Annotated in this window: 24 protein-coding genes; 8 read left to right on the top strand and 16 right to left on the bottom strand. The window is 70.4% G+C overall.

The window, feature by feature from the left end; genetic code table 11:
• The 8 genes from DEW08_RS09165 to DEW08_RS09200 form a co-directional block, all read right to left on the bottom strand.
• Positions 1 to 258, bottom strand: coding sequence for a hypothetical protein (locus DEW08_RS09165; protein ID WP_109326440.1), 258 nt, complete (start codon positions 256 to 258; stop codon positions 1 to 3).
• Complete coding sequence (locus tag DEW08_RS09170; RefSeq protein WP_245986537.1) at positions 255 to 2477, bottom strand: 3'-5' exonuclease; 2223 nt, start codon at positions 2475 to 2477, stop codon at positions 255 to 257. Before DEW08_RS09170 ends, DEW08_RS09165 begins: the two co-directional genes overlap by 4 nt.
• The gene (locus tag DEW08_RS09175; protein WP_109326441.1) at positions 2474 to 2872 is read right to left on the bottom strand and encodes a response regulator transcription factor; all 399 of its coding nucleotides are present in this window, start codon (positions 2870 to 2872) and stop codon (positions 2474 to 2476) included. Before DEW08_RS09175 ends, DEW08_RS09170 begins: the two co-directional genes overlap by 4 nt.
• Positions 2873 to 3145: 273 nt before the next feature.
• Positions 3146 to 4246: an SPOR domain-containing protein gene (locus tag DEW08_RS09180; RefSeq protein WP_245986620.1), complete on the bottom strand. Its 1101-nt coding sequence runs from the start codon at positions 4244 to 4246 to the stop codon at positions 3146 to 3148.
• A 178-nt stretch (positions 4247 to 4424) separates the two neighbouring features.
• On the bottom strand, positions 4425 to 4751 hold the full coding sequence (locus tag DEW08_RS09185) for a twin-arginine translocase TatA/TatE family subunit (protein ID WP_109326443.1): 327 nt from the start codon (positions 4749 to 4751) through the stop codon (positions 4425 to 4427).
• A 130-nt stretch (positions 4752 to 4881) separates the two neighbouring features.
• On the bottom strand, positions 4882 to 5448 hold the full coding sequence (locus DEW08_RS09190; protein WP_109326444.1) for a septation protein A: 567 nt from the start codon (positions 5446 to 5448) through the stop codon (positions 4882 to 4884).
• Between the two features lie 89 nt (positions 5449 to 5537).
• Positions 5538 to 6611, bottom strand: a complete 1074-nt coding sequence (locus DEW08_RS09195) for a lipid A deacylase LpxR family protein (protein WP_109326445.1) — start codon at positions 6609 to 6611, stop codon at positions 5538 to 5540.
• Between the two features lie 92 nt (positions 6612 to 6703).
• The gene (locus DEW08_RS09200; protein ID WP_109326446.1) at positions 6704 to 8218 is read right to left on the bottom strand and encodes an AMP nucleosidase; all 1515 of its coding nucleotides are present in this window, start codon (positions 8216 to 8218) and stop codon (positions 6704 to 6706) included.
• Between the two features lie 133 nt (positions 8219 to 8351).
• On the opposite strand from DEW08_RS09200, the gene DEW08_RS09205 reads away from it, so the two are divergent.
• From DEW08_RS09205 to DEW08_RS09215, 3 genes are all read left to right on the top strand, one after another.
• Positions 8352 to 8960, top strand: a complete 609-nt coding sequence (locus DEW08_RS09205) for a hypothetical protein (protein WP_109329686.1) — start codon at positions 8352 to 8354, stop codon at positions 8958 to 8960.
• Positions 8961 to 9077: 117 nt separating this feature from the next.
• Entirely contained in the window at positions 9078 to 9572 is a 495-nt protein-coding gene (locus DEW08_RS09210; protein WP_109326449.1) for a HupE/UreJ family protein, read from the top strand.
• Between the two features lie 85 nt (positions 9573 to 9657).
• Positions 9658 to 10896 (top strand): TAXI family TRAP transporter solute-binding subunit, encoded by a 1239-nt coding sequence (locus DEW08_RS09215; RefSeq protein ID WP_245986539.1) that lies wholly within the window; start codon positions 9658 to 9660, stop codon positions 10894 to 10896.
• 27 nt (positions 10897 to 10923) lie between these two features.
• Here the strand turns inward: DEW08_RS09215 and DEW08_RS09220 are convergent, their stop codons facing one another.
• Positions 10924 to 11190, bottom strand: a complete 267-nt coding sequence (locus DEW08_RS09220; RefSeq protein ID WP_109326450.1) for a hypothetical protein — start codon at positions 11188 to 11190, stop codon at positions 10924 to 10926.
• A gap of 103 nt (positions 11191 to 11293) precedes the next feature.
• Positions 11294 to 11938, bottom strand: a complete 645-nt coding sequence (locus DEW08_RS09225; RefSeq protein ID WP_109326451.1) for a glutathione S-transferase family protein — start codon at positions 11936 to 11938, stop codon at positions 11294 to 11296.
• Between the two features lie 221 nt (positions 11939 to 12159).
• Here DEW08_RS09225 and DEW08_RS09230 point away from each other — a divergent pair, with 221 nt between their 5' ends.
• From DEW08_RS09230 to DEW08_RS09240, 3 genes are all read left to right on the top strand, one after another.
• Entirely contained in the window at positions 12160 to 13551 is a 1392-nt protein-coding gene (locus DEW08_RS09230) for a leucyl aminopeptidase family protein (RefSeq protein ID WP_245986540.1), read from the top strand.
• Positions 13552 to 13705: 154 nt separating this feature from the next.
• Positions 13706 to 14728, top strand: coding sequence for a flagellar motor switch protein FliG (gene fliG / locus DEW08_RS09235; protein ID WP_109326461.1), 1023 nt, complete (start codon positions 13706 to 13708; stop codon positions 14726 to 14728).
• A 175-nt stretch (positions 14729 to 14903) separates the two neighbouring features.
• Positions 14904 to 15365 (top strand): MarR family transcriptional regulator, encoded by a 462-nt coding sequence (locus tag DEW08_RS09240; protein WP_109326467.1) that lies wholly within the window; start codon positions 14904 to 14906, stop codon positions 15363 to 15365.
• Between the two features lie 31 nt (positions 15366 to 15396).
• Here DEW08_RS09240 and DEW08_RS09245 read toward each other — a convergent pair whose 3' ends face one another.
• On the bottom strand, positions 15397 to 16323 hold the full coding sequence (locus DEW08_RS09245) for a 2-hydroxyacid dehydrogenase (RefSeq protein WP_109326471.1): 927 nt from the start codon (positions 16321 to 16323) through the stop codon (positions 15397 to 15399).
• An 87-nt stretch (positions 16324 to 16410) separates the two neighbouring features.
• Here DEW08_RS09245 and DEW08_RS09250 point away from each other — a divergent pair, with 87 nt between their 5' ends.
• Entirely contained in the window at positions 16411 to 16971 is a 561-nt protein-coding gene (locus DEW08_RS09250) for a pseudouridine synthase (RefSeq protein ID WP_109326472.1), read from the top strand.
• Positions 16972 to 16978: 7 nt separating this feature from the next.
• Here DEW08_RS09250 and DEW08_RS33140 read toward each other — a convergent pair whose 3' ends face one another.
• From DEW08_RS33140 to DEW08_RS09275, 5 genes are all read right to left on the bottom strand, one after another.
• Complete coding sequence (locus DEW08_RS33140) at positions 16979 to 18652, bottom strand: ABC transporter ATP-binding protein (protein ID WP_281262053.1); 1674 nt, start codon at positions 18650 to 18652, stop codon at positions 16979 to 16981.
• Positions 18653 to 18683: 31 nt separating this feature from the next.
• Complete coding sequence (locus DEW08_RS09260) at positions 18684 to 19772, bottom strand: ABC transporter permease (protein WP_109326474.1); 1089 nt, start codon at positions 19770 to 19772, stop codon at positions 18684 to 18686.
• Positions 19772 to 20881 carry a microcin C ABC transporter permease YejB gene (locus DEW08_RS09265; protein WP_109326475.1) on the bottom strand — a complete coding sequence of 370 codons (1110 nt, stop codon included), beginning with the start codon at positions 20879 to 20881 and terminating at the stop codon, positions 19772 to 19774. Before DEW08_RS09265 ends, DEW08_RS09260 begins: the two co-directional genes overlap by 1 nt.
• A gap of 49 nt (positions 20882 to 20930) precedes the next feature.
• Entirely contained in the window at positions 20931 to 22727 is a 1797-nt protein-coding gene (locus tag DEW08_RS09270; protein WP_245986624.1) for an extracellular solute-binding protein, read from the bottom strand.
• 147 nt (positions 22728 to 22874) lie between these two features.
• Complete coding sequence (locus tag DEW08_RS09275; RefSeq protein WP_109326482.1) at positions 22875 to 24689, bottom strand: extracellular solute-binding protein; 1815 nt, start codon at positions 24687 to 24689, stop codon at positions 22875 to 22877.
• A gap of 307 nt (positions 24690 to 24996) precedes the next feature.
• Here DEW08_RS09275 and DEW08_RS09280 point away from each other — a divergent pair, with 307 nt between their 5' ends.
• The gene (locus DEW08_RS09280) at positions 24997 to 26721 is read left to right on the top strand and encodes a long-chain-fatty-acid--CoA ligase (RefSeq protein WP_109326483.1); all 1725 of its coding nucleotides are present in this window, start codon (positions 24997 to 24999) and stop codon (positions 26719 to 26721) included.
• The last annotated feature ends 14 nt before the right edge of the window (positions 26722 to 26735 follow it).

Below are 26735 nucleotides of genomic sequence, written 5' to 3' on the forward strand. Positions count from 1 at the left end.
TCACCGCCGCTCCAGCCACAACGCCGCCAGCGCGATCACCAGCGCCCAGGCGCCGAGGCTGTAGGCATGGAGCAGCGGCACCCCGAGGACCGTGCCGCCCTGGCCGAACAGCCGCAGGAAGGGCGGATTGAACAGCAGCAGGCCCAGCAGGACCAGCGCCACCAGCCGGTCGAGGCGCAGGGGCCGGCTCCGCCGCGGCGGCCCCGGCGGGGCGGGGTCGGCCGGGGGCGGGGCCGGGACCGGGGGAGGCACCGTCAAAAGGCGCGCTCCCGCGCCGCCAGCTCGACCAGAATGTTGGCGGCGCGGATGGCGTCGTCCAGCGTGCGCACGTCGCGTTCGCGCAGCATCTCCACCATGCGCAGGAAGACCGCGGCGGTGACGAGGCTGTCGCCGAGCGCCGTGTGACGGTCGACCACCTCGATCCCCAGCCGCTCGGCGATGCCGTCCAGCGTATGGTCGCCGTCGTTGCCGAGCAGCATGCGCGACAGCAGCATGGTGTCCAGCACCGGCCCGTCGAAGGCGACGCCGCTCGCCCTCTCCTTCATCTTCAGGAACTTCAGGTCGAAGGCGGCGTTGTGCGCCACCATCACGGCGCCGGAGACGAAGGCGCGGAACTGCGGCAGCACCTTGTCGATGGTCGGCTTGTCGGCCACCATCGCGTCGGTGATGCCGTGGAAGGGGACGGATTCCGGCGGGATGGCGCGGCGCGGGTTGACCAGCGTGTTGAAAGTCTCGCCGGTCAGGATGCGCCCGCGCACCAGACGCACGGCGGCGATCTGGATGATCTCGTCGCCGCCGCTGGGCGACAGGCCGGTGGTTTCGGTGTCGAACACCACGTAATGCAGGGTCTCCAGCGGCGTGCGGCCGAGCTCGCTGGTCGCCAGCGGCTGGTGCAGAAGGTCGAAGTCGAAGAACTCCGGCCGCGCCCCGGCCGGGCGGGCGGCGATGTGCGCCGACGGCGGCGACTGGGCCGGGGGAAGCGGGATGCGCAGCCGGGCGCAGCCGTCGCGGTCCTTCAGCGGCTCGCTCCAGGCGGTCGAGCGGTGGTGCTGCAGCACGTCGCCCACCGTCAGCCCGCCCAGCGCGTCGGGCAGCGGCTCGGCCAGCCAGCCGTCCAGCGTGGCGCTCGGCACCGGCGCCCCCTGCCAGACGAGGTCGAGATAGACCCAGCGCTCCGACCCCTCGGCCGACAGGTCGAAGGCGGCCGCCCCGGTCAGGGCGTGGACCGAGCGGATCAGGTGGCCGAACAGCACCACCAGGCTGAAGCTGTCGCCATGCACCCATTGCGGCAGGCCTGTCAGGGTCACGGTCGCCGGCCCGTCCGCCCCGATGCGGTGGCGCACCAGGTTGATCAGATTGTTGGAGTGGATGTCGCTCATCGGCCAGGAGCCGGAGACGAGGTCGCGGTAGGCGCCCGACACCCGCTCCAGCCGGGCCGACAGCGTGTCGCAGGACTCCTGCATCGCCGCGTCGAAGGCGGCGCGCTCCTCCGCCGTCAGGTCCGGGTTGTCGGCCAGCGTCTCGACCGCCGCGCGCAGGTTGGCGATGGGGGCGCGGAACTCCTCCGTCGCCTCGCGCAGCAGGGCGTCGCGCTGGCCGAGCGCCGCCAGCTCGCGCGTCGCGTCGGTCAGGGTGATGACGTAGCCGGTGATGGCCGGCGGCTCCTCCGAGCCCGGTTCGGCGTCCTGCAGGATGGCGCTCATGCGGCCTTCCAGCAGGATGCGGCCGTCGGTGGTGGCGCCGACGAACTGCGCGGTGGTGCCGTGCTCGTGGTTGACGTGGCGGCCCTCGCGCACGCGCAGGGTCAGCCGCTCCAGCGTGTGCAGCACCGGCTCCGCCACCACGAAATGCAGCAGCGAGCGGCCGAGCCCGAGGTCGCCGGTCAGGTGCAGGATATCGAGCGCCGAGCGGTTGTAGAGCAGGATCTGGTGCTTCAGGTTGCAGACCAGCACCCCCTCGTGCAGGTCGCGCAGCACGGCGGCGAGGCGGCCCTTCTGCTCCTCCGCCCTGGCGGTGGAGTCGGCGACCGTGCGGGCGACGTCGCGGCGCATCGCCGCCAGCTTGTCCGACAGGTCGTTGACCGCGCGGGCCATCGGCACGAGGTCGCCGTAGCGGGCGAGCGGCACCCGGCCGCCGACGCCGCCCCGGGCGTTGCCGTGGGCGATCAGCCCGGCCTCGCGGCTCAGCGTCTCGGCGGCGCGCAGCAGGAAGCGGTCGACCGCCAGCCACAGCCCCCACACCGCGGCGGCCGAGGCGCCGGTCATCACCACCGCGTAGGTCAGCAGCGGATTGCCGGCGGAGGATCGCGGCAGGACCACCGCGAGCGCGACCGCCAGCCCGACCAGCAGAAGGCCGACCCCGGCAAAGACCAGCGGGATGCGGCGGCGCGGCGGCGGGCCGGCGGCGGGCTGGTCGGTCCGCGTCCCCTCCGCCCCCGCGCCGTCCGTCAGGGGGCCCTCGGCGACCGGCAGCGTCACGGCGCCGCCCCCGCCACGCTGTCGGCGGCGATCCCCAGATGGCGGCGGACGGTGGCGACCAGATCGCGGGTGGAGAACGGCTTCGTGATGTAGTCGGTGGCGCCCAGCGCCATGCCCTTCTGCCGTTCCACGTCGCGGCTGCGCGCGGTCAGCATGATGATCGGCAGATCCCTGCAGGCCGGGTTGGCGCGCAGCGACTGGCAGACGTCGAAGCCGTCGCGCCTGGGCATCATGGCGTCCAGCAGGATCAGGTCGGGAACCCCCGCCTCGACCGAGGCGATGGCCTCCTCCCCGTTGCGCGCGACGCGCACCTCGAACCCGGCTTTCTGCAGCAGGACCTGGAGCGACAGGACGATGCTCGGCTCGTCGTCGGCGACCAGGATGGTCGGCTTCATCGCGGGGCTTCCTCCGGCTCGCCGGTTTGTTGCCGGCCTCTATTGTTGTGCGTACCCTTTGAAGCCCATGGTAACTGTAAGGAGATTGCGCAATCAAGGCGCTGCCGGTCCTGCCGCCCGAAATCGCGGAGGGCGGGAGCCGCGGAAACCCTTGCGGATACGCCGCCCCGGCGGCAACGACGACACAATGCCGCACACCAGGGGCCGCACACCCGGGACCGCACAGCTTGGGGGCCGCAAGCCGGGAGCCGTATGCCGGCCCCCGCCGACCGGTCAGCGCGTGGTGCTGACGACGATCGAGTCCAGGCCCGTCTTGGCCTTCACCTCGCCGGCGGCCTGCTTGGCGGCGGACTGGTCGCCATAGCCGCCGACGCGCACCGCGCGCCAGGAGCGCTGGGCGCCGTCGGTCCAGCTCACCGCATAGGCCTGGAAGCCCTGCGCCTTCAGCTTGGTGACCAGCGCGTCGGCGTTGGCGGCCTGCTGGAAGGTGCCAAGCTGCACCGTGTAGCGGCCGGCCGGCACCGGGCCGGATGCAGCCGGCGGGGTCGGCGTGGTGGCCCGAGGGGCGGGTTGCGCCGTGCGCGGTTCGGTCGGGGCAGCGGGGCGGGCCGCAGCACGGGCGGCCTCCTTCGGCGGCGCCAGCATCGCCTGCAGTTCCGCCGTGTCCGGCTTCTGCGCCGCGGCGTGCGGGGGTTCGGCGGCTGGCGGCGGGGCCTCCGGCGCCTTGGGGACGGTGTGGGTGCCGGCGGACTGCGGCGCGGCGGCCCTGGGCTGGGCTGCGAGCGGCGGCAGGGACGGCGGTTCCGGAACCTTCAGCGCGGGGGCGGGGGCCGCCGGGGCCGCGCCGGCGGGCGGCGGTGCCGGAGCCTGGGCCGGCGGCTGGGCGCCGGCCGCGGGGGCGCGGGCGATCAGCGGTTCCGGCGAGCCGGGCTGGCGCACCGCGGCGGGCGGCGTTTGGGCCGCCGTTTGGGCCGCCGTTTGGGCCATCGTCTGCGGGGCGGCCGTGGTGGCCGGCATCTGGGTGGGCTGCTGCGCCGGCGGGGCCTGGGTCTGGGCCGCCTGCTGGGCGACCGGGACCGACGCCGTCTGGACGGGCCCCGGATCGTTCGCCGTGTTCAGCATGATGGCGACGGCGCCGACGCCCACCGCGGCGAACAGGGCGGCCGCGATCTTGCCGAGCGGCAGGCCGATGCCCTGTCTGTCGACGGTCTCCGCCTCCAGATCCTCGTCCTCCTCCGCGTGCAGGTCCTCGTTGAGGGCACGCAGGAGCTGGGCGATATCCTCGCTCTCCGGGCCGCTGCCGGGACCACCGGCCCCGGGGCCCGCGCCGTCCGGCTTGGCGCCGGCGGCTCTCATCTCGTCCTTGAAGGTCACGGCGGACAACGCACCCGATCAGACCACGGGGATCCCTGCGCGCCGCCATGGCGGCGGCGCCGGATTACCCCTTCTTTCTATCGTATTTTTCCGGCCGTTCAACCGTCGATCCGTCGCCGCGGGCCGGCAGAGGCCGGGCAGCGGGGCGGGCGGGGCGGCCGGAGGGACGGCTCCGGGCTCAGCCCTGGGCCGTCCGGTTCTGGTCGGCCTGGACCGTCTGCGGCTGCACCGGCTGGGGAGCCGCCGGGGTGGCGGTCGCCGCCGGAGCGGCCGGCGCAGCCGCGGGAGCGGCCGGCGGCACGGCGGCCTGCTGTGCCGTCTGGTTCTGCACGGTCGGCGCCGGAGCGGCGGTGGAGTCGCCTTCGTCCTCGTCCTTCATGCCGGCCTTGAAGGCCTTGATGCCCTTGGCGAGGTCGCCCATCACGTTCGGCAGCTTGCCCGCGCCGAACAGGAGCAGGACGATCACGAGAACGACGAGCCAGTGCCAGATGCTGAAGCTGCCCATGGTCAGCGGTATCCCTGCAATCATGCCGGTGCGCCCGGCGTTCGCTCCTATGTGAGGGCATGGGCCGCCCGGAGCAAGACAAATCCGGAGCAGGCCGAAAGCGCCGGGCAATCGCCGCCGCCGCCGCCCGTCACGGGGTGGAGGAGGTCCCGGCCGACTCCTCCGCGATCTGATGCCGCAGGATCAGCGGCGCCTGCAGCGCGCTGAACAGCAGCGTCAGCGGCATGATGCCGAACACCTTGAAGTTCACCCAGGCGTCGGTGCTCAGGCTGCGCCACACGATCTCGTTCAGCACGGCCAGCACCAGGAAGAACCAGGCCCAGCGGATGCCCAGCGTGCGCCATCCCTCGTCGCTGAGGGTCAGCACGGTGCCGAGCAGCCGCTTCAGCACGTTGCGCCCCGTCAGGTGGGCGACGAACAGCACGGTGGCGAACAGCAGGTTGACCAGCGTCGGCTTCAGCTTGATGAACAGGTCGTCCTGCAGCCACAGCGTCAGGCCGCCGAACAGCAGCACGAAGCCGGCGCCGACCACCGGCATGATCGGGACCTTGCGCTCCATGTGCCAGGAGACCAGCACGGCGATCGCCGTGGCCACCATGAAGACGGCGGTGCCGGTCATGATCCCGGCCCGGGAATTGGCGATGAAGAAGGCCGCGAGCGGGCCGGCCTCGATCAGCAGTCGCGCATACTGGTTCATGGGCTTCACATAGCCCGAACCGCCCGCCGGTTAAAGGGGCAAAGCCCCGGCCGATCGGAGTAGCCGGGGAAAGCCGCCGTCAGAAGCCGTCAGAACTGGACGGACAGGCGCAGCGACCCGTAGTTGGTCAGCGATTTCTGCCCCTCGAACTCCGGGGTCTGGATGGTCTGCGCGTAGGTCAGGCCATAGCGGCCGTAGCGCAGCGCCACACCCGCCTGGACGGCGCCGACGAGGGTCCGCTTCTCCACCGAGCGGCCCGGCTTGTCGCTGTTGCCGTCGAGGAAGATGTTGCGCCCGACCGCGCGGCCCTCGGCGCTGGTGTAGACGTACCAGGAGAAACCGCGGGTACCGCTCTGCCGGCCGTCGCTGTCCTGGTAGGGGATGCTGCTGGTCGGCCGCATCACCAGCGCCCCGACCGGCGCCGGCATGTTGCCGCCCAGCCGCAGCGTCGCCCCCGCCGCCCCCATGGTCAGCACGTTGCCGACGCTGCCCGCCACATGGGGGCTGAGGTCCCATTCGAGCGGCCCCAGCGTGTTCGGCCGCTCGCCGCGCCAGACATGCTCGTAGCCGAGGACGACCCCCGGCTCGTCGCGGAGCTGGTAGCGCCAGCCCTCCGGGTAGGTCGCGCCCCGGACGACCTTGTGGACGGCCTTCTGCGTCTGTTCGGCCAGCGAGGCCGGCCCGACCATGCCGAGGTCGAGGTCGATGCGGTCGACCGCCCGCGGCGCCTCGTTCAGGATCGACAGCCGGCCGTAGAGCCAGCCGGCATAGGGCCGGTCGGTCGGGTCGGGGTTGCGGGCGCGCAGGTTGCTCGGCGTGTAGATGTTCTGCCCGAAGGCGAAGCCGTAGCGCCGCACGCCGTCCGGCTCGATCCACGGCACGAGGTCGGCCAGCCAGTCGATGCTGCCGTAGGTCGGCCGGTCGCCGGAGAAGTAGTAGAACTGGAAGCCGTTGGTGTAATAGCGGTCGGTGTTGCCGCCGAACAGGTCGTTGTCGATCCAGAAGCCGATCGAGGGGCCGGCCCGCTCCGCGCCGTCCGGTGCGGCGGCCGGCCCCGCATCCCGGCCCGCGGGATCCTGCGCTCCGCCAGCACCGGCGCCAAGCCCGGCGGACAGCCCCGCAGCCAGCGCGACCGCGACGCGGCCCCCTGCAATCCCCCTCATCTCGTCCTGCTCCCCAGTCGCATCGCTGCCTGGGGAACACGCGCACCGGGCCGGTGGTTGCCGGCCGGACCGGGGGAATGGAGGGGTAGCGCCTACTGGAACGCCACCTCGGCGAAGCTGCGCAGCTTGCGGGAATGCAGGGTCTCCATCCCGTGCTCGCGCAGCAGCTCCATGGCCAGCACGCCGATCTTCAGGTGCTGGTCCACCCGCTCGCGGTAGAAGCGGTCGGCCATGCCCGGCAGCTTGAGCTGGCCGTGCATCGGCTTGTCGGAGACGCAGAGCAGCGTGCCGTAGGGAACGCGGAAGCGGAAGCCGTTGGCCGCGATGGTGGCGCTTTCCATGTCCAGCGCGATGGCGCGGCTCTGGCTGAAGCGCATCAGCGGCTCGCGGTGGTCGCGCAGCTCCCAGTTGCGGTTGTCGATGGTGGCGACGGTGCCGGTGCGCATGATGCTCTTCAGCGCATAGCCGGACAGGCCGGTCACCCGCTCCACCGCCGTCTCCAGCGCGCGCTGCACCTCGGCCAGCGCCGGGACGGGCACCCAGGTCGGCAGGTCGGCGTCCAGCACATGGTCGTCGCGGACATAGCCGTGGGCCAGCACATAGTCGCCCAGCCGCTGCGTGCTGCGCAGCCCGGCGCAGTGGCCCAGCATCACCCAGGCGTGCGGGCGCAGCACCGCGATGTGGTCGGTGATCGTCTTGGCGTTGGACGGGCCGACGCCGATGTTGACCAGCGTGATGCCGTTGCCGTCCGGCCGGGTCAGGTGATAGGCCGGCATCTGCGGCATGCGGGCCGGCCGCGCCAGATCGTCCGTCACCGTTGCGTCGGGGTCGAGGTTGCGGTTGTGCAGGACGATGCCGCCCGGCTCGACGAAGCGGTCGTACTGGCGGCGCACGGCGGCGAGGTCCGGATCGGCCGCCGGCTCCATGATCTCGCGGGCCAGCCGGATGAACTCGTCCACATAGAACTGGTAGTTGGTGAACAGGACGAAGTTCTGGAAATCCTCCGGCGCCGTCGCGGTGTAGTGGCGCAGCCGGTGCAGCGAGAAATCGACGCGCGGCCCGGTGAAGAGCGCCAGCGGCTTCACGAGGTCGAGCGACTCCTCGTAGGTGCCGTTGACGATGGTGTCGTCCATCCGGGCGAGGTCGGGCAGGTCGAACAGGTCGGGCAGCCGGGCCACCCGCTCCGGCGACAGGTCGCCCTCGACATACATGCCCTCGGGGAAGGCGAAATGGATGGGGATCGCCTCGTCGCTGACGCCGACCTCCAGCGGCACGCCGTGGTTGCGCAGGAGAAGGGTGAGCTGCTCCAGGAAATAGCGCTCGAACAGGTCGGGGCGGGTCACCGTGGTGGCGTAGGTCCCCGGCCCCTCGACGAAGCCGTAGGACAGGCGCGTGTCCACCGTCGCGGCCGAACTGGTGGTCAGCCGGACGTAGGGGTAATGGGCATGGACGCGGCCGTCGAGATCCTCGCCGCGGGTGAAGGCGGAGAAGCGGTGGCGCAGGAAGGCGGTGTTGCGCTCGTAGAGGGCGCGCACGCAGGCCAGGGCCTCGCGCGCATCGGTGAAGGACCCGGCCGGGCCGGGCGGGATCGGGAAGTCCTTGGTCATGCCCCAACAGATGGCACGCAAAGGGCCGGCTGGAAAGAGCCTCTTCCAGACGATGCGGATCCGGAGGGGGAGGAAGGGGGCGCCGTCGCGGGGGACGGTTGCCCGCGCCCTCTCCATGGGCCATCTCTATGGAATGAGCGAACCTCTCCCCTTGCCGGCGGTTCTCGCCGCGGCCCTGTCGGCGTCGCTGCTGGCGGCCTGCGCCGCCGATATCCGCGACGACTGGCCGGGCCGCGCCCAGACGCCGGGGCAGGTCGCGCCCAACCGGACGGCGCCCGGCCCGGTGGCCTCCCGCCCGATCACGACGCAGACCTACGTGCCGGGCACCGTCTCCGGCGGAGGACGGCTGTGGAGCGAGCAGGTCCAGGCGGAGAGCCGCGCCGGAACCGGGGGCGGCATCGGCGTGCAGCCGGCGCCGCGTCCGGAGACGACGCGCCGGCCGGCCGGCGCGCAGGACCGGGCGCAGGATGCTCCGCAGGGACCGCAGCCGCAGGGACCGCCGGCCAGGCGGCGCGGCAGTTCCTCGCCGCCGCCGGAGCGGACGGTGCTGCCGCCGCAGCCCGTGCCGCTGCCGGCCCCGCCCTCCACCCAGGACGCCACCGACGCCTTCAAGCGCGACCTGATCCGGCCGGAGATCGACCGGATGCGCACCGACGACGCCATGGGCAAGCTCGATCCGCTGGGGCAGCGCGACCTGATGCGGCGGGAGAACGACCTGCGCCAGTGGGGCGGCAACCGCTGAGGCCGCCGCAGGGCCGCTGCCCGCCTTCCATGCCGTTGCGCCTGCCGCGTCGCACTTGACCTTGCGGCCCCGCTGCCGCCATACCGGCCGCCGGACGGGCAGGGGAGGCCGGCGGCGATGATGACCTTGACGGGGGCGTTCGGGACCGGACTGACGGAACCGGTGTGGGTGCTGCAGCACCTCGCGGGGTTCCTCGCCATCGGCATGTGGGCGGGCCAGACGGGCGGCACGGCCGTCTGGCAGGTGCCGGTCGCGGCGGTGACCGCGGCGCTCGCCGCCGGGCTGGCGGCGCAGACCGGGATCAAACTGCCCTATGCCGCGCAGGGGCTCGCCGTCTCGCTGCTGGTGATCGGCGGGCTGGTGGCGGTCGGGGTGCGGGCGCCGGTCGTGCTGGCGGTGCTGGCGGCGGCGGTCGCCGCGGTGTTCCACGGCTATCCGCACCAGGGATCGGCCCTGTTCTGGGCCGGCTGCGCCGGTGGCTTCCTGCTGGTCGCCTGCGGCGGGCTGGGGCTGAGCGCGGTGCTGGGACAGGCGGTTTCGGCCCGCGCGGTGCAGTTGTGTGGCGGCGCGGTCGCGGTGGCCGGGCTTCTCGACCTCATGAACGTCATTTAACCGTTCACGCCTTGAAAAGCCGGGGTTGCACGGAGATCTTCAGGAGGCGACACCCCCTTTGACCCTGCGGGAACGGGATAAGCCGGTGCCACGCGCGAACGCCAATGCCCGTCCGACCACCGGCGCCGAGTCCACCGGCTCCCGCCGCGCCTTCCTGCTCGGCGCCGGAGCGGCCGGCCTCGCGGCGATGCTGCCGCATCCCGGCCGGGCGCAGACTCCCCTCCCCGACATCCGTTACTTCCGCATCGGCACCGGCACCACCTCGGGCACCTATTTTCCGATCGGCGGGCTGATCGCCAACGCCATCTCCAACCCGCCCGGCTCGCGCCCCTGCGAGAAGGGGGGAAGCTGCGGCATCCCCGGCCTGATCGTCGTCGCGCAGGCGACCACCGGCTCCGTGGAGAACATCGAGCTTTTGCGCAGCGGTGCCGTGGAGGCCGGGCTGGCCCAGGCCGACGTCGCCTGGTGGGCCTATTCCGGCACAGGCAGCTTCAAGGGCAAGCCGCCCTTCGAGGCGCTGCGCTCGCTCGGCATGCTCTATGCGGAGGCGATCCAGCTCGTCGTCCGGGCGGACAGCGGCATCCATTCCACGAAGGATCTGGCCGGCAAGGCGATCTCGCTGGGCGAGGAGGGATCCGGAACGCTGGTGGAGGCGCGGCTGCTGCTCGACGCCTTCGGGGTGAAGGAGGCGGGGCTGAAGCCGGCCTATCTGAAGCCGGGCACCGCCGCCGACCGCATGGCGAAGGGGGAACTGGACGGCTTCTTCATGGTCGGGGGCTATCCGGTCTCCGCCGTCAGCGACGTCGCCGCCCGCGTGCCGATCCGCCTGATCCCGATCGAGGGGGACATCGCCCGGACGCTGCGCCAGCGCCAGCGCTTCTACATGGAAAGCGTGATCCCGGCCGAAGCCTATCCCGGCACCGCCGCCACCCCGACCCTGGCGCTGGGGGCGGAACTGCTGGTGCGCGCCGACCGCCCGGAGGAGCTGATCTACGGCATCGTCAAGGCGCTGTGGCACGAGAACACCCGCCGCCTCCTGGCGGAAGGGCACCCGCGGGGGAAGAGCTTCGACCCCGCCAAGGCGGTGGCGGGCGTGTCCGTCCCGCTCCACCCCGGCGCCGAGCGCTACTATGGCGAGGCCGGGCTGATCGGCAACGCGGCGAACGAGCCGGCGGGGGCTACGCTTCCCGACAAGCCGGCACCCGCCGCATCCCCGGAACCGCCGTCCGTGCCCCCGCCATCCCCTGTTCCGCCAACCACCACCCCGCCGGCCACCACCCCGCCGGCCACCATCCCGCTGCCGTCCGTCAAGCCGCAGCCCTGAGCGGTGGCGGTCCGTCCGGGTCCGGGGTCAGTTCCGGCCGCTCTCCGGCCGGGTGAGGCCCTTGCCATAGCCGGAGACCCGCGCCTCGGTGCCCTTGGCCTTGTTGTCGGCGGTCCCGGCGTCGGCCTCGCGCTGGTGCGCGGCATGGCTGCCGGTCCCGGCGGGGGACTGGTTGCCGCGGAAGGGGTTCTGCCGGCCGGACTTGTCGGACACGGCATCGTCCCGGCCCTGTTCCGCGCCGCCCTGGCCGGTTCCGATGTCCGGGCTGTCGATGTTGCGCTTGTTGTCGCTCATGGATCGCCTCCTGTCGCGGACCCCGGCCGGCAAGGCGGCCGGGGCGCTGGAGCCATCCTCAACAGGGTCGCGGGCCCGCGGGTTCCTGCCGCGCAGGCCGGGATCAGGGGGCGATCACCCACTCCTCGGCCTTGGCGGCGGCGATCCAGTCGCGCATCGCCGGCAGGGCGAGCACGGTGTCCATATAGGCCCGCACCGTCTCGTCCACCGTCACGTCGTAGGTCGTGAAGCGGGTCACCACCGGGGCGAACATCGCGTCGGCGATGGTGAAGCGGCCGAACAGGAAGGGACCGTTCTGGCCGAAGCGCCGGCGCGTCTCCGTCCACAGGGCGATGACGCGGGCGATGTCGGCCTCGCTTTCCGGGGTGCGGCCCTCGCCGGGATGGTCGGCCTTCAGGTCCATCGGCATGTTGCCGCGCAACCCGGCGAAGCCGGCATGCATCTCCGCCGATACGGAGCGGGCGACGGCACGGGCATGGGCGTCGTCCGGCCACAGCCCGGCGGCGGGGTCGAGTTCCGCCACATATTCGCAGATCGCCAGCGAATCCCAGATGGTCCGGTTGCCGTGCAGCAGGCAGGGAACCTTGCCGGAGGGGGAATGGGCGAGGACGCGCTCCTTCGTGTCCGGCTGGCGCAGCGGGACCAGGATTTCGCGGAAGGGCAGGCCGGCCTGCTTCAGGGCCAGCCAGGGGCGCAGCGACCAGGAGGAATAGGCCTTGTTCCCGATCACCAGGGTCAGGTCCGACATCGCACTCTCCTGTTCATGCCGCCGAGTTCATGTCGTCGAGCGGGCATGCCATCAAAAGGGAGGGGCGAGCATGACCGCCGCAGCCTCCGCGCGCAAGCTGGAAGGGCAGCCATTCGCGCAGGCCCGCCCTGCGGGGCGCCGCTGCCCCCTTCCCACCGCGCGTCCGGCGCGCCATGCTCTTGCTTCATCATCCCTGTGGTTTCGATGAAGGAACATCCGCCTTGCTCGCCACCCTGCTTGATGCCGACCAGCCCGATGCCGGCGCGCCGGAGAGCCTGCCGATCACCCCGCTGACCAAGGGGGAGCTGTCCGGCTGGCTCGACGCCCAGCCCGCCGCCACCGCGGCCTGGGTCAGGGCGCTGAACTTCACGGCCGAGCCCGGCTCGCTGGCCTATCTGCCGGGCGAGGGCGGGGCCATCGCCCGGGTACTCGCCGGCGTGCCGGCGGTGGACGACCTCTGGGCCTTCGCCGGCCTGCCCGCCGCCCTGCCGCCCGGACGCTACCGCATCGACGCCGACCTCGACGAGCGCGCCGCCGGCCGCGCCGCGCTGGCCTGGGCGCTCGGCAGCTACCGCTTCGGCCGCTACAAGTCGTCCGACAAGGGCTTCGCGTCGCTGGTCTGGCCGGCCAGGGCGGACCGGGCGGCGGTGGAGCGCACCGCCATCTCCACCTACATGGTCCGCGACCTCGTCAACACGCCGGCCTCCGATCTCGGCCCGGCGGAGCTGGCCGACGCCGCCCAGGCGCTGGCCGACGAGTTCGGGGCGGACTGCGAGGTGATCGTCGGCGACGAACTGCTCGACCGCAACTATCCGGCCGTCCATGCCGTCGGCCGCGCCAGCCCGCGGGCGCCGCGGCTGATCGACCTGCGCTGGGGCAAGCCGGAGCATCCCAAGCTCACCATCGTCGGCAAGGGCGTCTGCTTCGACACCGGCGGGCTGGACCTCAAGCCGTCCTCGGCGATGCTGATGATGAAGAAGGACATGGGTGGCGCCGCCCACGCCCTGGCGCTCGGCCGCATGGTGATGGCGGCGGGGCTGGCGGTGCGGCTGCGCGTGCTGGTGCCGGCGGTGGAGAATGTCGTGTCGGGCAACGCCTTCAAGCCGCTCGACGTGCTGAAGACCCGCAAGGGGCTGACGGTGGAGGTCGGCAACACCGACGCCGAGGGCCGGCTGATCCTGTGCGACGCGCTGGCCGAGGCGGATTCGGAGAAGCCGGACCTGCTGATCGACTTCGCCACCCTGACCGGCGCCGCCCGCGTGGCGCTGGGGCCGGAGCTGCCGGCGCTGTTCAGCAACGACGACCGGCTGGCCGACGATCTGCTGGCCGCCGGCACGGCGGAGGAGGACCCGCTGTGGCGCCTGCCGCTGTGGGCCTCCTACCGCAAGGGGCTGGACAGCAAGGTGGCCGACCTGAACAACGTCGCCACCCACTCCTTCGCCGGGGCGATCATCGCCGGGCTGTTCCTGCAGGAGTTCGTGTCGAAGGAGACGCCCTGGGCGCATTTCGACACCTTCGCCTGGAACAACGCCGCCCGCCCCGGCCGGCCGGAGGGGGGGGAGGCGCTGGGCCTGCGGGCGGCCTACGGCGCGATCGCCAGGCGTTTCGGCTGATCCTGCGCCTGCGCGGGGCCGGGGGAGGGGCGGGCGGGCCTTGTCACTCCTTTGGCTCCGTCAGGGGGATGGAACGGGGAATCGGAAAGGGTTACAACATCCGGCGGAGTGAATTCCGGCCGGTGGCCGGACGCGTGGTGGTGGAGACGGACAGATGGCGCTGAAGGTTCGCGAGGATTATCGCACCCTCACCGGGCCCGAGAAGGCTGCGATCCTGATGCTGGCGCTGGGCGAGGAGCATTCGGCCAAGCTCTTCTCCATGATGGACGACGAGGAGATCAAGGAGCTGTCGCAGGTGATGGCGAACCTCGGCACGGTCTCCGCCAACATCATAGAGCGCCTGTTCGTCGAGTTCGCCGAGCAGATGTCGGCCACCGGCTCGCTCGTCGGCTCCTTCGACAGCACCGAGCGGCTTCTGCTGAAGACCCTGCCCAAGGACAAGGTCGACCAGATCATGGAGGAAATCCGTGGTCCGGCCGGCCGGACGATGTGGGACAAGCTGGCCAACGTCAACGAATCGGTCCTGTCCAACTATCTGAAGAACGAGTATCCGCAGACCGTCGCGGTGGTGCTCTCCAAGATCCGGCCCGAGCATGCCGGCCGCGTGCTGACCCAGCTGCCGGAGAGCTTCGCCATGGAGGTCATCATGCGCATGCTGCGCATGGAGGCCGTGCAGAAGGAGGTTCTGGACGACGTGGAGCGCACGCTGCGCACCGAGTTCATGACCAACCTCGCCCGCACCAGCCGCCGCGACAGCCACGAGATGCTGGCGGAGATCTTCAACGGCCTGGACCGCACGACCGAGCACCGCTTCATGGCCGCGCTGGAGGAGCGCAACCGCGACAGCGCCGAGCGCATCAAGTCGCTGATGTTCACCTTCGAGGACCTGTCGAAGCTCGACCCTTCGGGCGTCCAGACCCTGCTGCGCAGCGTCGACAAGCAGAAGCTGGCGACCGCGCTGAAGGGCGCGTCGGAGACCCTGAAGGACCTGTTCTTCTCCAACATGTCCGAGCGCGCCGCCAAGATCCTGCGCGAGGACATGGCCGCCATGGGTCCGGTCCGCGTGCGCGAGGTGGACGAATCCCAGATGTACATGGTCCAGCTCGCCAAGGACCTCGCCGCCCGCGGCGAGATCGTCATCGCCGAGGGCGGCGGCGAGAACGAGCTGATCTACTGAGCGGGGGCGGGCGGCGACTGTCATTGCATCGCCCCCGCTCCCGACCGTCCGCCACCCCATAGATCTGCGACATTATCGATCCGGTCGCGAAACGCTTGCCTGTAGCGGTCGGGTTAAGCCACACTCGTGCCGCGTGTCCGGAGGCGGGGTCCGGACGCGGATTGCGGGGGGTAACATGGCGCGGAACCTCAAGGCGCTGGGGCTGTGGCGCACCGCTCTCGTGGCCAGCGTCCGGCGCGATGGGCCGGATCTGTCGGCCCGGCAGATGGCGATCATGCTGCAGGTCTATCTGACCGATCCGCCGCACACCGTGCGCGGGCTGGCGGCTTTGCTGAACATTTCCAAGCCCGCGGTCACCCGCGCACTCGACCGGCTGTCGATGCTGGGCTTCGTGAAGCGCAAGCGCGACAGCGAGGACAAGCGCAACGTGCTGGTCCAGCGCACCGTCAAGGGCAGCGTCTTCCTCTCCGACTTCGCGGAATTGGTCATCGCCGCCGGTGCCGTGGCTCCCGAGGACATGGCGGTCGTCCGGGCGGAAGAGGAACTGGCCGCCGCCGCCAAGGCGCGGTTGCAGACGGAACTGCAGGTCGCCCGGCCCGAGGACCTGCCGGTGCCGGCGGCGGAACCGGCGCTGTGATCCCGCCCGCCAGCCTGACCACCCGCTCCGCTCAATAGCCGCGCGAGCGGTCCACCAGGCTCGGCAGCGGCTGTCCCGTGCGCAAGGCGCGGATGGCCGCCGCCACATGGTCGGCGCAGCGCGACGGGTGGGTGACCGCCGCGACGTGCGGCGTGACGTGGATCCGCGGGTTGCGCCAGAAGGGATGGCCGGCCGGCAGCGGCTCCTCGACGAAGACGTCCAGGCTGGCGCCGCCGAGATGGCCGCTCTCCACCGCCGCCGCCAGATCCTCCTCCACCAGATGGCCGCCGCGTCCGGCGTTGATCACCACCGCTCCCTTGGGCAGGGCGGCGAACAGCCGGCGGTTCAGGATGCCGCGGGTCTCCAGGGTCAGCGGCAGCAGGCAGACCAGCAGGTCGCTCCGTCCCAGCATCGCCGTCAGCCCGTCCGCGCCGGAGAAGCCGTCGACCCCCTCGACGCTCTTGGGGGTGCGGCTCCAGCCCATCACGCGATAGTCCATGCTGCGCAGCGTCCGGGCGCAGGCCTGCCCGAGCTCGCCGAGCCCGAGGATGCCGACTCCGACCTCCGGCGCCGGGCGGTGGCCGAGCGGCCGCCATTGCCCCGCAGCCTGCTGGTCGCGGTAGGCGTCGAGCTGGCGGTGCCAGCGCAGCACCTGAAGCGTGACATAGCCGGCCATGTCGGCGGTCAGCCCGTCCGACACCATGCGGACCAGCGGCAGCTCCGGCAGGGTCGGGTCCTCCAGCAGCGATTCGACGCCCGCACCCAGCGACAGGATCAGCCCGAGGTTCGGCAGGCCGGCGAGCAGCCCGGCCGGCGGCTTCCACACCAGCGCCATGCGGATGTCGGCGGGATCGCCCATCTCGGGCCAGACCCGCACCTCCAGGTCCGGCAGCCGGCGGGCGAGTTCCTCCACCCACTGGGAGGCGTTGTCGGAGGTGGAGCAGAAGAGAAGCGCCATGGGAGGTTCCCTGCTATGGTTCGGCATGGTCGACCACCATAGCGGAGTCCGCGCCCGGACCGGAACCCGCCCAGCCATGGACCCGCCTTGCCGCGCCTGATCCTGCTCAACAAGCCCTACGGCGTGCTGCCGCAATTCACCGACGACCAGGGCCGCCCAACGCTGGCCGACCATGTGCCGGTGAAGGGCGTCTATGCCGCCGGCCGCCTCGACCGTGACAGCGAGGGGCTGCTGGCGCTGAGCGACGACGGCGCGCTGATCGCCCGCATCGCCTCGCCGAGGCACAAGCTGCCGAAGACCTACTGGGTCCAGGTGGAGGGCATCCCGACGGACGAGGCGCTGGCGGCCCTGTGCCGCGGCGTCGTGCTGAAGGACGGCCCGACCCTGCCGGCCGAGGCCCGGCGGATGGAGGAGCCGCCCGGCCTCTGGCCGCGCGACCCGCCGGTGCGCTTCCGCGCCGCCATTCCCACGAGCTGGATCGCGCTGACCCTGCGCGAGGGGCGCAACCGCCAGGTCCGCCGCATGACCGCCGCGGTCGGCTTTCCCACGCTGCGCCTGATCCGCTGGTCGATCGGCGACTGGACGCTCGACGGGCTGGCGCCGGGGCAGTGGCGGGAGGTGACGCCGCCCGATCGGAAAAGGCGTTAACCCCGCCTCACGTCCGCACCGCGCCGCTGCCGACCGCTTCCAGGTTGAGGGCGGCGGCGAGCAGGGCGCGGGTATAGTCCTGCTGCGGCTCCTCGAAGATGCGGCGCGTCGGGCCCTGCTCCACCACCTTGCCGTCCTTCATCACGATGACGTGGCTCGACAGCGCCCGCACCACCCGCAGGTCGTGGCTGATGAACAGGTAGGCGAGGTTGTGGCGCGCCTGGATGTCGCGCAGCAGGTCGACGATCTGCGCCTGCACCGACATGTCGAGCGCCGAGGTCGGCTCGTCCAGCACGACGAACCGGGGCTTCAGAACCAGGGCGCGGGCGATGGCGATGCGCTGGCGCTGGCCGCCGGAGAATTCATGCGGGTAGCGGTGGCGGCTCGACGGCTCCAGCCCGACCTCCTCCAGAGCGCGGGCGACCAGCCCGTCGCGCTCCGCCGCGCTGCCGATGCCGTGGATCTTCAGCCCCTCGCCGATGATCTGGCCGACCGACAGGCGGGGGGACAGGCTGCCGTAGGGGTCCTGGAAGACGATCTGCATCTGCCGGCGCAGCGGCCGCAGCCGCTTGGACTGCCAGCCCTGGATGTCGGTGCCGTCGAAGCGGATCGCCCCGTCGCTGGCATGCAGCCGCAGCAGGGCCAGCCCCAGCGTCGTCTTGCCGGAGCCGGACTCGCCGACCACCCCGACCGTATGGCCCTGCCGTACGGTGACCGACACGCCGTCGACCGCCCGTACATGGTCGACCGTCCGGCGCAGCAGCCCCTTCTTGATCGGGAAATAGACCTTCAGCGTGTCGGCCGCCATCACCTCCGGCGTCGACTCCGGCGGGGTCAGCGGGTTGCCGCGCGGCTCGGCCGCCAGCAGCTTGCGGGTGTAGGGGTGCTGCGGGCGGATGAAGAGGTCGGCGACGCCGGCCTGCTCGACGATCTCGCCCTGGTTCATCACGCAGACGCGGTCGGCCATCTTGCGGACCACCCCCAGGTCGTGGGTGATCAGCAGCAGCGCCATGCCGAAGCGGCTCTGCAGATCCTTCAGCAGCGCCAGGATCTGCGCCTGGATGGTCACGTCCAGCGCGGTGGTCGGCTCGTCGGCGATCAGCAGGTCCGGCTCGTTGGCGAGCGCCATGGCGATCATCACGCGCTGGCGCTGGCCGCCCGACAGCTCGTGCGGGTAGGCGCCGAGCCGCGCCTCCGGGTTGGGCAGGCCGACCAGCCGCAGCAGCTCCAGCGTCCGCTCGCGGGCGGCGCCGCGCGACAGCCGCTTGTGCAGGAACAGCGTCTCGTTGATCTGCCGCTCGATGGTGTGGAGCGGGTTCAGCGAGGTCATCGGCTCCTGGAAGATCATGGCGATGCGGTTGCCGCGCACGTCGCGCAGCGTACCTTCGTCCGCCCCCAGCAGCTCGGTCTCGCGGAAGCGGATGGAGCCGGCGGGGTGGTGCGCCATGGGATAGGGCAGGAGCTGCAGGATCGACAGCGCCGTCACCGACTTGCCCGACCCGGACTCGCCGACCAGCGCCAGCGTCTCGCCCTTGGCGATGTCGAAGGACACGCCCTTGACCGCCTGCATCGTCCCGGCCGGCGACCGGAAATCGACGCGCAGGCCGCGCACCTGCAGCAGGTCGGTATGGGGCGGGGCAGGGGTTGCGGCGGTCATGGTCGCTCCGCTCTTCTCGGTCATCGTTGTCCCCATGCTCTTGCGGCGGGCCGGCTCATTCGGCGGCCGCCTTGCGCGCGGCGGCGGCGGCCGGCTCGCCCGGCATGGCGCTCCCCATGGCGCCGATGGTCTTGCGGGGGTCGAAGGCGTCGCGCACCGCCTCGCCGATGAAGATCAGCAGGCTCAGCATGACCGCCAGCACCAGGAAGGCGGTGATGCCCAGCCACGGCGCCTGCAGGTTCGACTTGCCCTGGGCCAGCAGCTCTCCCAGCGAGGGGGAGCCGGGCGGCAGGCCGAAGCCCAGGAAGTCCAGCGCCGTCAGCGTGGTGATCGAGCCGTTGAGGATGAAGGGCATGAAGGTCAGCGTCGCCACCATCGCGTTGGGCAGCACATGGCGCACCATGATGGTCGCGTCGTTCGCGCCCAGCGCGCGGGCCGCCCGCACATAGTCGAAGTTGCGTGCCCGCAGGAACTCCGCCCGCACCACATGGACCAGCGCGGTCCAGGAGAACAGCAGCAGCAGCCCCAGCAGCCACCAGAAGTTCGGCGTCACCACGCTCGCCAGGATGATCAGCAGGAACAGGGTGGGCAGGCCCTGCCAGATCTCGATGAAGCGCTGGAACAGCAGGTCGGTCAGCCCGCCGAAATAGCCCTGTACCGCCCCGGCCATGACCCCGACGGCCGAGGAGAACAGCGTCAGCGTCAGGCCGAACAGGACCGAGATGCGGAAGCCGTAGATCAGCCGCGCCAGCACGTCGCGCCCCTGGTCGTCGGTGCCGAGCCAGTTGTCGGCCGACGGCGGGGCGGGGGCGGGAACCGGCAGGTTGTAGTTGATGGTGCGGTAGCTGTAGGGGATCGGCGGCCAGACCGCCCAGCCCTTCGCGTCGATCAGTTGCCGCACATAGGGATCGCGGTAGTCGGCCTCGGTCTCGAACTCGCCGCCGAAGGTCGTTTCCGGATAGCTCTGGAAGACCGGCCAGTAATAGCGGTCGTCATAGCGGATCACCAGCGGACGGTCGTTGGCGATGAACTCGGCGAACAGGGTGACGCCGAAGATCAGCAGGAAGATCCAGAAGGACCAGAAGCCCCGCCGGTTCGCCCGGAAACTCGCCAGACGCCGCCGCGTGATGGGGGACAGGGCCATCAGACCCTCCGCGCTTCGAAATCGATGCGCGGGTCGACCAGCACATAGGTGACGTCGCCCACCAGGTTCATGATCAGGCCCAGCAGCGTGAAGAAGTAGAGCGTGCCGAACATCACCGGATAGTCGCGGTTGATCGCCGCCTCGAAGCCCAGCAGCCCCAGCCCGTCCAGCGAGAAGATCACCTCGATCAGCAGGGCGCCGGTGAACAGGATGCCGATGAAGGCGCCGGGGAAGCCGGCCACCACGATCAGCATGGCGTTGCGGAAGACGTGGCCGTAGAGCACGCGCCGCTCGCCCAGGCCCTTGGCGCGGGCCGTGATGACGTACTGCTTGTTGATCTCCTCCAGGAAGGAGTTCTTGGTCAGCATCGTCAGCCCGGCGAAGCCGCCGATCACCATGGAGATCACCGGCAGCGCCATGTGCCACAGATAGTCCAGCGCCTGCTTCCACCAGGGAAGCTGCCCCCAGTTGTCGGAGACGAGGCCGCGCAGCGGGAACCAGTCGAGATAGCGCCCGCCGGCGAACAGCACGATCAGCAGCACCGCGAACAGGAAGCTGGGGATGGCGTAGCCGACGATGACGATCCCGGAGGTCCAGACGTCGAAGGGCTGGCCGTCGCGCACCGCCTTGGCGATGCCCAGCGGGATCGACACCAGATAGACGATCAGCGTCGTCCACAGGCCGAGCGAGATCGAGACCGGCATCTTCTCCAGCACGAGATCCACCACCCGGCGGTCGCGGAAGTAGCTCGTCCCGAAATCGAAGACGATGTAGTTGCCCATCATGTGCAGGAAGCGCTCGTGCAGCGGCTTGTCGAAGCCGAACTCGCGCTCGAGCTGCCTGATGAAGGCGGGGTCGAGGCCCTGGGCACCGCGATAGCGGCTGGTCTCGCCCCCCTGGCTCTGCGCCTGCTGCTGGGCAGCGCCGGCGTCGCCGCCGGCGGTGCCGCCGATGCGGGCGGTCGCCTCGACCGCGGTGCCCTGGACCCGGGCGATCATCTGCTCGATCGGACCGCCGGGGGCGATCTGCACGATCAGGAAATTGATGACCATGATCCCGAACAGCGTCGGGATGATCAGCAGCAGGCGGCGGATGATGTAGGCCAGCATCGCGGGCGCTCGGACCTCCCGGTTTCAGTCGATTGGAACGGCGACGCGGTCAGGGTGCCGTGCGGCGGGGCGTCGATGCAAGCCGCGCGTCCTTGGCCGGATCGATCCACCAGCTCTCGGGGAAGCCCAGGCCGTATTTCGGCGCAACCGCCGGATGGCCGAATCGGTTCCAGTAGGCGACGCGGTAGACGCTGTCGTGCCAGTGCGGGATGACGTACCAGTTCCACAGCAGCACGCGGTCCAGCGCGCGGGTGGTGGCGATCAGCGTCTCGCGGTCATGGGCCTGGATCAGCTTCTCGACCAGCTCGTCCACCACCGGGTCCTTGATGCCGATGGCGTTCTGGCTGCCCGGCAGGTCGGCCCGCTTGGAGTTCCAGAAGTCGCGCTGCTCGTTGCCGGGCGACAACGACTGCGGGAACCGGCTGATGATCATGTCGTAATCGAACTGATCCGTGCGGTTCTGGTACTGCGCGCTGTCCACCACGCGGATCGACGCCTCGATGCCGGCGCGCTCCAGGTTGCGGACGAAGGGCTGGACGATCCGCTCCATGTCCGCCTGGACCAGCAGGATCTCGAATCGCATGGGCTGGCTGGTCCGGGCGTCCACCAGCTTGTTGTTCTTCAGCTCCCAGCCGGCCTCCTTGAACAGGCCGAGCGCCGTGCGCAGGTTCTGCCGGATGTTGCCCGACCCGTCGGTGCTCGGCGGCTCATAGGGCTTGGTGAAGACCTCCTCGGGGATGCGTCCGCGGTAGGGCTCCAGGATCTTCAGTTCGGCCGGGCCGGGCAGGCCGGTGGAGGCCAGCTCGGTGTTGGCGAAATAGCTCTTGGTCCGCTTGTAGAGGCCGTAGGACAGGTTGGTCCGCGTCCATTCGTAGTCGAACAGATAGTTGATCGCCTCGCGCACCTTGCGGTCCTGGAAGATCGGGCGGCGGATGTTGAAGACGAAGGCCTGCATGCCCTGCGGGTCCTGGTGGGGCAGCTCCTCCTTCACGATGTGCCCCTCGCGCACCGCCGGGACGTCGTAGCCGGTCACCCAGTTCTTCGAGGAATTCTCCAGCCGGAAGTCATAGGCGCCGGCCTTGAAGGCCTCGAACGCCACCTCCAGGTCACGGTAATAGTCGAAGCGCAGCCGGTCGAAGTTGTAGCGGCCGCGGTTGATCGGCAGATCCTTGGCCCACCAGTCCTTGACCCGCTCATAGGTGATGGAGCGGCCGGGCTGTACGTTCACCACCTTGTAGGGGCCGCTGCCGACCAGCGGCTGCAGCGTGGTCGAGCCGAAGTCGCGCGCCTCGAACACATGCCTGGGCAGTACCGGAAGCTGGCCCATGATCACCGGCAGCTCGGCGTTGTCGGTGCTGCGGAAGCTGAAGCGGACGGTGCGGTCGCCCGTCTTCTCCGCCTTCGTTACGTCAGCGTAATAGGTCCGGTAGATCGGGTGGCCCTTCTCGCGCAGCGTCTCGAAGCTCCAGATCACGTCTTCGGGGGTGATCGGCTTGCCGTCGTTGAAGCGCGCCTGCGGGCGCAGCGTGAAGGCGACCCAGCTCCGGTCGTCGGCGACGGTGATGCTCTCGGCCACCAGGCCGTACTCGGTGACCGGCTCGTCGCCGGTGGCGCTCGTCAGCGTCTGGAAGACGAGGCCGGAGCCTGCTGCCGCCTGGCCGCGCAGGATGAAGGGGTTCAGGTTGTCGAAGGAGCCGAACGCCATCATCCGCACCTCGCCGCCCTTCGGCGCGTCGGGGTTGGCGTAGTCCAGATGCGTGAAGTCGGGGCCGTATTTCGGCGTTCCGTTCAGCGACAGCGCGTGCGAGGTCGTCTCCGCCGCGGCCGACCCGGCCTGCAGGGCCATGCCGGACAGGCCGAACCCGATCAGGGCCGCGAAAATCATCTTGCCTGCGCGTGTCACGGTGGCCGCTCCCCTTCCGGTCTTGGTTCTGTCCGAAGTAGCCGCGCTTTCGGGCGACATCAAGGCCACTCCGCGCGAAACCTCACCTGCTCACTTCCCCCTGGCGACCCACCAGTTGACGGGGAAGCCCGTGTTGCGGAAGTCCAGGTCGTATTTCGGCGCCTTCTCCGGGAAGGCCAGGGTCGTTTTGTAGGCGATCCAGTTGTCCGGATTGTACCATTGCGGGATCATGTAGAAGCCCCACAGCAGCACGCGGTCGAGCGCGCGGGTCGCCGCCTGCACCGAGTCCAGATCGCGGGCGGCCAGCGCCGTCTCGATCAGCGCATCCGCCGCCGGCTCCCTGATGCCGGCATAGTTGGCGGACCCCTTGGTGTCGGCGGCGGCGGAGCCGAAATAGCTGCGCAGCTCCGTCCCCGGCGGGGTGAAGAAGTTGAAGTTGGCGATCACCACGTCGAAGTCGAACTCGTCGGTGCGCGCCTGATACTGGGCGGTGTCGACGATGCGGAAGCTGGCGTCGATCCCGACCCTGCGCAACGCCTCGACATAGGGCTGTACGACGCGGCCCAGCGCCCCGCTGCCGTCGAGGAATTCGATACTCATCACCTCGCCGGTCCGGCTGTTGGTCAGCTTGCCGTTGCGCGTCTCCCAGCCCGCCTCCTTGAACAGGCGCATGGCCTCGCGCAGCTGGGTCCGGTTGTTGCCGCTGCCGTCGGTCTTCGGCGGCTCGAACGCCTCGGTGAAGACGCGCTCCGGGAGCCTGCCGCGATAGGGATCCAGCAGGGCCAGCTCGGCCGGCGTCGGCAGCCCCCTGGCCCCGAAGTCGGAGTTGGGGAAGTTCGACTTGGTCCGCTCGTACTGGCCGTACAGGATGGTCTTCTGGATCCATTCGAAGTCGAACAGCAGGCCCAGCGCTTCGCGGACCCTGGCGTCGGAGAACTTGGCGCGCCGCGTGTTCAGGCGGAATCCCTGGGCGCCCAGCGGCAGCTCGCTGCGCACCTCCAGCTTGGCGACGCGTCCCTCCTTCACTGCGGGGAAGTCGTAGGCGGTGGTCCAGCGCTGGGCGCGGTTTTCCGTGCGGAAGTCATAGGCGCCGGCCTTGAACGCCTCGAACATCACGTCGTCGTCACGGTAATAGTCGACCTTTACGACGTCGAAATTATAGAGCCCCCGGTTGGTCGGCAGGCCGCGGCCCCAATAGTCGGGCACCCGCTCGTAGGTGATGGAGCGGCCGGCATCGACCGCCCTGACCCGGTAGGGACCGCTGCCGAGCGGCGGCTCCAGCGTCGTCTTGGAGATGTCGCGGCCGTTGGCCGTCCACCAGTGCCTGGGCTGCGGCGAGATGGAGGTCGCGAAGTCGATGATCGGCTTGATCTCGTCGCGGCTCTTCAGCGTGATCCTCACCCGGCGGTCGTCCAGCGCCTCCACCCTGGTGACGCGGTCGAGGAAGGATTTCAGGAAGGGGGCGCCGTACGCCTGGATCGAGTCCCACGCGTACACCACGTCGCCCGCCGTCACCGGGACGCCGTCGTGCCAGCGCGCCTCCTTGCGCAGGGTGAAGACGGCCCAGCTCTTGTCACCGGCCAGCTCCACGCTCTCCACCAGCACGCCATAGGCGGCGTCCAGTTCCCAGCCGGAGCCGGTCATCAGCGGATCGGCGATCAGCCCCAGCGTACGCGGGCGTACGCCGCGCAGGATCAGGCCGTTCAGGCTGTCGAAGCTGCCGGCCGCGGCCAGCGTCAGCGTTCCGCCCTTCGGGGCGTCCGGATTCGCGTGCGGCAGGTGGGTGAAGCCGGGCTTGAACAGTGGCTCGCCGAACTGTTTCAGGGCCGGAACGGTCATGCCGTCGGCAAGGGCCGGCGTGGCGAGGGCGAGGAGCGTGGCGGCGAGGGCAAGGGCACGGCGCATCGTCTGTCCGATCGGGCAGGGGCGGGTCTCCGATAGATTGCCACGATGCGGCCCAGGTCAAGGATTTAGCGCCGCTCCCGTCTTGCCGAGGCCGGTCCGCCGGACCATCTGCCGAAAAGAGTGGTCCGAAAGAGCGGGACAACCGGCTGGGCAGGAGATAGAGTTTCCCTATACGGTATGTACCTGACGCGAAAAATGCATCGGGACCAGCCGGCCGGTCCGGGTCCAACCGGACCAGACCCAACCGGATCCGGCAAGGACATCCGGCAAGGACCTGGGGAAACGACCTTGAGGGGAGGAAACACGTATGGCTGAAGCGGCCCGCCTGCAGCAGGACTATCCCTGGCTCAGTTCTTATCCGTCCAAGGTCGCCTGGGACATGACGATCCCGGCGGCATCGATGACCAGCCTGCTCGACCAGGCCGTCGCCACCTATCCCGACCGCACTTGCGTCAGCTTCCTCGGCAAGCGCAGCAGCTACCGCGAGATCGGGCAGCTCGTCGACCGTGCGGCCAAGGGCTTCCAGGCGCTGGGGGTCGGCAAGGGGGTGCGGGTCGGGCTGTTCCTGCCCAACACGCCCTATTACGTCATCTGCTTCTTCGCCATCCTGAAGGCCGGCGGCACGGTGGTGAACTTCAACCCGCTCTATGCCGAGCGGGAGCTCGCCCACCAGATCGAGGACAGCGGCGTCTCCATGATGGTGACGCTGGACCTCAAGCTGCTGCACGACAAGATGTTGCGCATGCTGGACGAGACGCGGCTGCAACGGCTGGTCATCGCCCGCATGGCCGACATCCTGCCCTTCCCGAAGAACTGGCTGTTCCCGATCGCCAAACGGGGCGAGGTGGCGCGCATCCCGGCCGACGACCGCCATGTGCCCTTCTCCCGGCTGATCGCCAACGACGGCCGGCCGGCCGCCGTCCCGGTCAACCCGCGCGAGGACATCGCGGTGCTGCAATACACCGGCGGCACCACCGGCGTGCCCAAGGGCGCGATGCTGACCCACGCCAACCTCTACGCCAACACCGAGCAGTGCGCCGCCTGGTATGGCGCCCGCGAGGCGAAGCCGGGCGAGCAGGGGCCCGAGAAGGTGCTGGGCGTGCTGCCGCTGTTCCACGTCTTCGCCATGACGACGGTGATGAACTTCGGCCTCCGCATGGGGGCGGAGCTGGTGCTGCTGCCGCGCTTCGAGCTGGATCAGGTGATGGAGACGCTGGCGAAGGAACGCATCACCCTGTTCCCCGCCGTGCCGACCATCTACACCGCCATCAACCACCACAAGCGGCTCGACCAGTACGACCTGTCCTCCATCCGCTTCTGCATGTCGGGCGGCGCCCCGCTGCCGGTCGAGGTGAAGGAGGCGTTCGAACGGACCACCGGCTGCACGCTGGTCGAAGGCTATGGTTTGTCGGAAAGCTCGCCGGTCGCCACCTGCAATCCGCCGGGCGCGATGAACCGCAAGGGCTCCATCGGCCTGCCGCTGCCCGGCACGGTGATCGAGATCGTCAGCCTGGAGGAGCCGCGCCGCGTCCTGCCCATCGGCGAGAAGGGCGAGGTCTGCATCCGCGGGCCGCAGGTGATGAAGGGCTACTGGAACCGTCCGGACGAGACGGCGCAGACCCTGGTGGACGGCCGCCTGCACACCGGCGACGTCGGCATCATGGATGAGGACGGCTACACCACCATCGTCGACCGCATCAAGGACATGATCCTGTGCAGCGGCTTCAACGTCTATCCGCGCAACGTCGAGGAGGCGATCTACCTGCACCCCGCCGTCGCCGAATGCGTGGTGGCCGGCATCCCCGACGAGTATCGCGGCCAGACGGTCAAGGCCTATGTCCGGCTCGACGACGGGAAGAGCCTGACCGCCGAGGAACTGATCGATTTCCTCAAGGACAAGCTGTCCCCCATCGAGATGCCCAAGATCGTGGAGTTCCGTGGCGAACTGCCCAAGACGATGATCGGCAAGCTGTCCCGCAAGGCCCTGCTGGACGAGGAGGCCGCCAGGCGCCAGGCCGGAGGGGCGGCGTGAGCCAAGAGCCGCGC

Source organism: Azospirillum thermophilum (assembly GCF_003130795.1).
Taxonomy (GTDB): Bacteria; Pseudomonadota; Alphaproteobacteria; order Azospirillales; family Azospirillaceae; genus Azospirillum; species Azospirillum thermophilum.

Bases quoted from the DNA above. Each gene is read 5' to 3' on its own strand.
- DEW08_RS09275 (WP_109326482.1), bottom strand. From the start codon at position 24,689: ATGCGCCGTGCCCTTGCCCTCGCCGCCACGCTCCTCGCCCTCGCCACG.
- DEW08_RS09200 (WP_109326446.1), bottom strand. From the start codon at position 8,218: ATGACCAAGGACTTCCCGATCCCGCCCGGCCCGGCCGGGTCCTTCACC.
- DEW08_RS09225 (WP_109326451.1), bottom strand. From the start codon at position 11,938: ATGTCGGACCTGACCCTGGTGATCGGGAACAAGGCCTATTCCTCCTGG.
- DEW08_RS09185 (WP_109326443.1), bottom strand. From the start codon at position 4,751: ATGGGCAGCTTCAGCATCTGGCACTGGCTCGTCGTTCTCGTGATCGTC.
- DEW08_RS09265 (WP_109326475.1), bottom strand. From the start codon at position 20,881: ATGCTGGCCTACATCATCCGCCGCCTGCTGCTGATCATCCCGACGCTG.
- DEW08_RS09190 (WP_109326444.1), bottom strand. From the start codon at position 5,448: ATGAACCAGTATGCGCGACTGCTGATCGAGGCCGGCCCGCTCGCGGCC.
- DEW08_RS09280 (WP_109326483.1), top strand. From the start codon at position 24,997: ATGGCTGAAGCGGCCCGCCTGCAGCAGGACTATCCCTGGCTCAGTTCT.
- DEW08_RS09220 (WP_109326450.1), bottom strand. From the start codon at position 11,190: ATGAGCGACAACAAGCGCAACATCGACAGCCCGGACATCGGAACCGGC.
- DEW08_RS09270 (WP_245986624.1), bottom strand. From the start codon at position 22,727: ATGGCCCTGCAGGCCGGGTCGGCCGCGGCGGAGACGACCTCGCACGCG.
- DEW08_RS09210 (WP_109326449.1), top strand. From the start codon at position 9,078: ATGATGACCTTGACGGGGGCGTTCGGGACCGGACTGACGGAACCGGTG.
- DEW08_RS09240 (WP_109326467.1), top strand. From the start codon at position 14,904: ATGGCGCGGAACCTCAAGGCGCTGGGGCTGTGGCGCACCGCTCTCGTG.
- DEW08_RS09175 (WP_109326441.1), bottom strand. From the start codon at position 2,872: ATGAAGCCGACCATCCTGGTCGCCGACGACGAGCCGAGCATCGTCCTG.
- DEW08_RS09245 (WP_109326471.1), bottom strand. From the start codon at position 16,323: ATGGCGCTTCTCTTCTGCTCCACCTCCGACAACGCCTCCCAGTGGGTG.
- DEW08_RS09195 (WP_109326445.1), bottom strand. From the start codon at position 6,611: ATGAGGGGGATTGCAGGGGGCCGCGTCGCGGTCGCGCTGGCTGCGGGG.
- DEW08_RS09205 (WP_109329686.1), top strand. From the start codon at position 8,352: ATGAGCGAACCTCTCCCCTTGCCGGCGGTTCTCGCCGCGGCCCTGTCG.
- fliG (WP_109326461.1), top strand. From the start codon at position 13,706: ATGGCGCTGAAGGTTCGCGAGGATTATCGCACCCTCACCGGGCCCGAG.
- DEW08_RS09260 (WP_109326474.1), bottom strand. From the start codon at position 19,772: ATGGCCCTGTCCCCCATCACGCGGCGGCGTCTGGCGAGTTTCCGGGCG.
- DEW08_RS33140 (WP_281262053.1), bottom strand. From the start codon at position 18,652: ATGACCGAGAAGAGCGGAGCGACCATGACCGCCGCAACCCCTGCCCCG.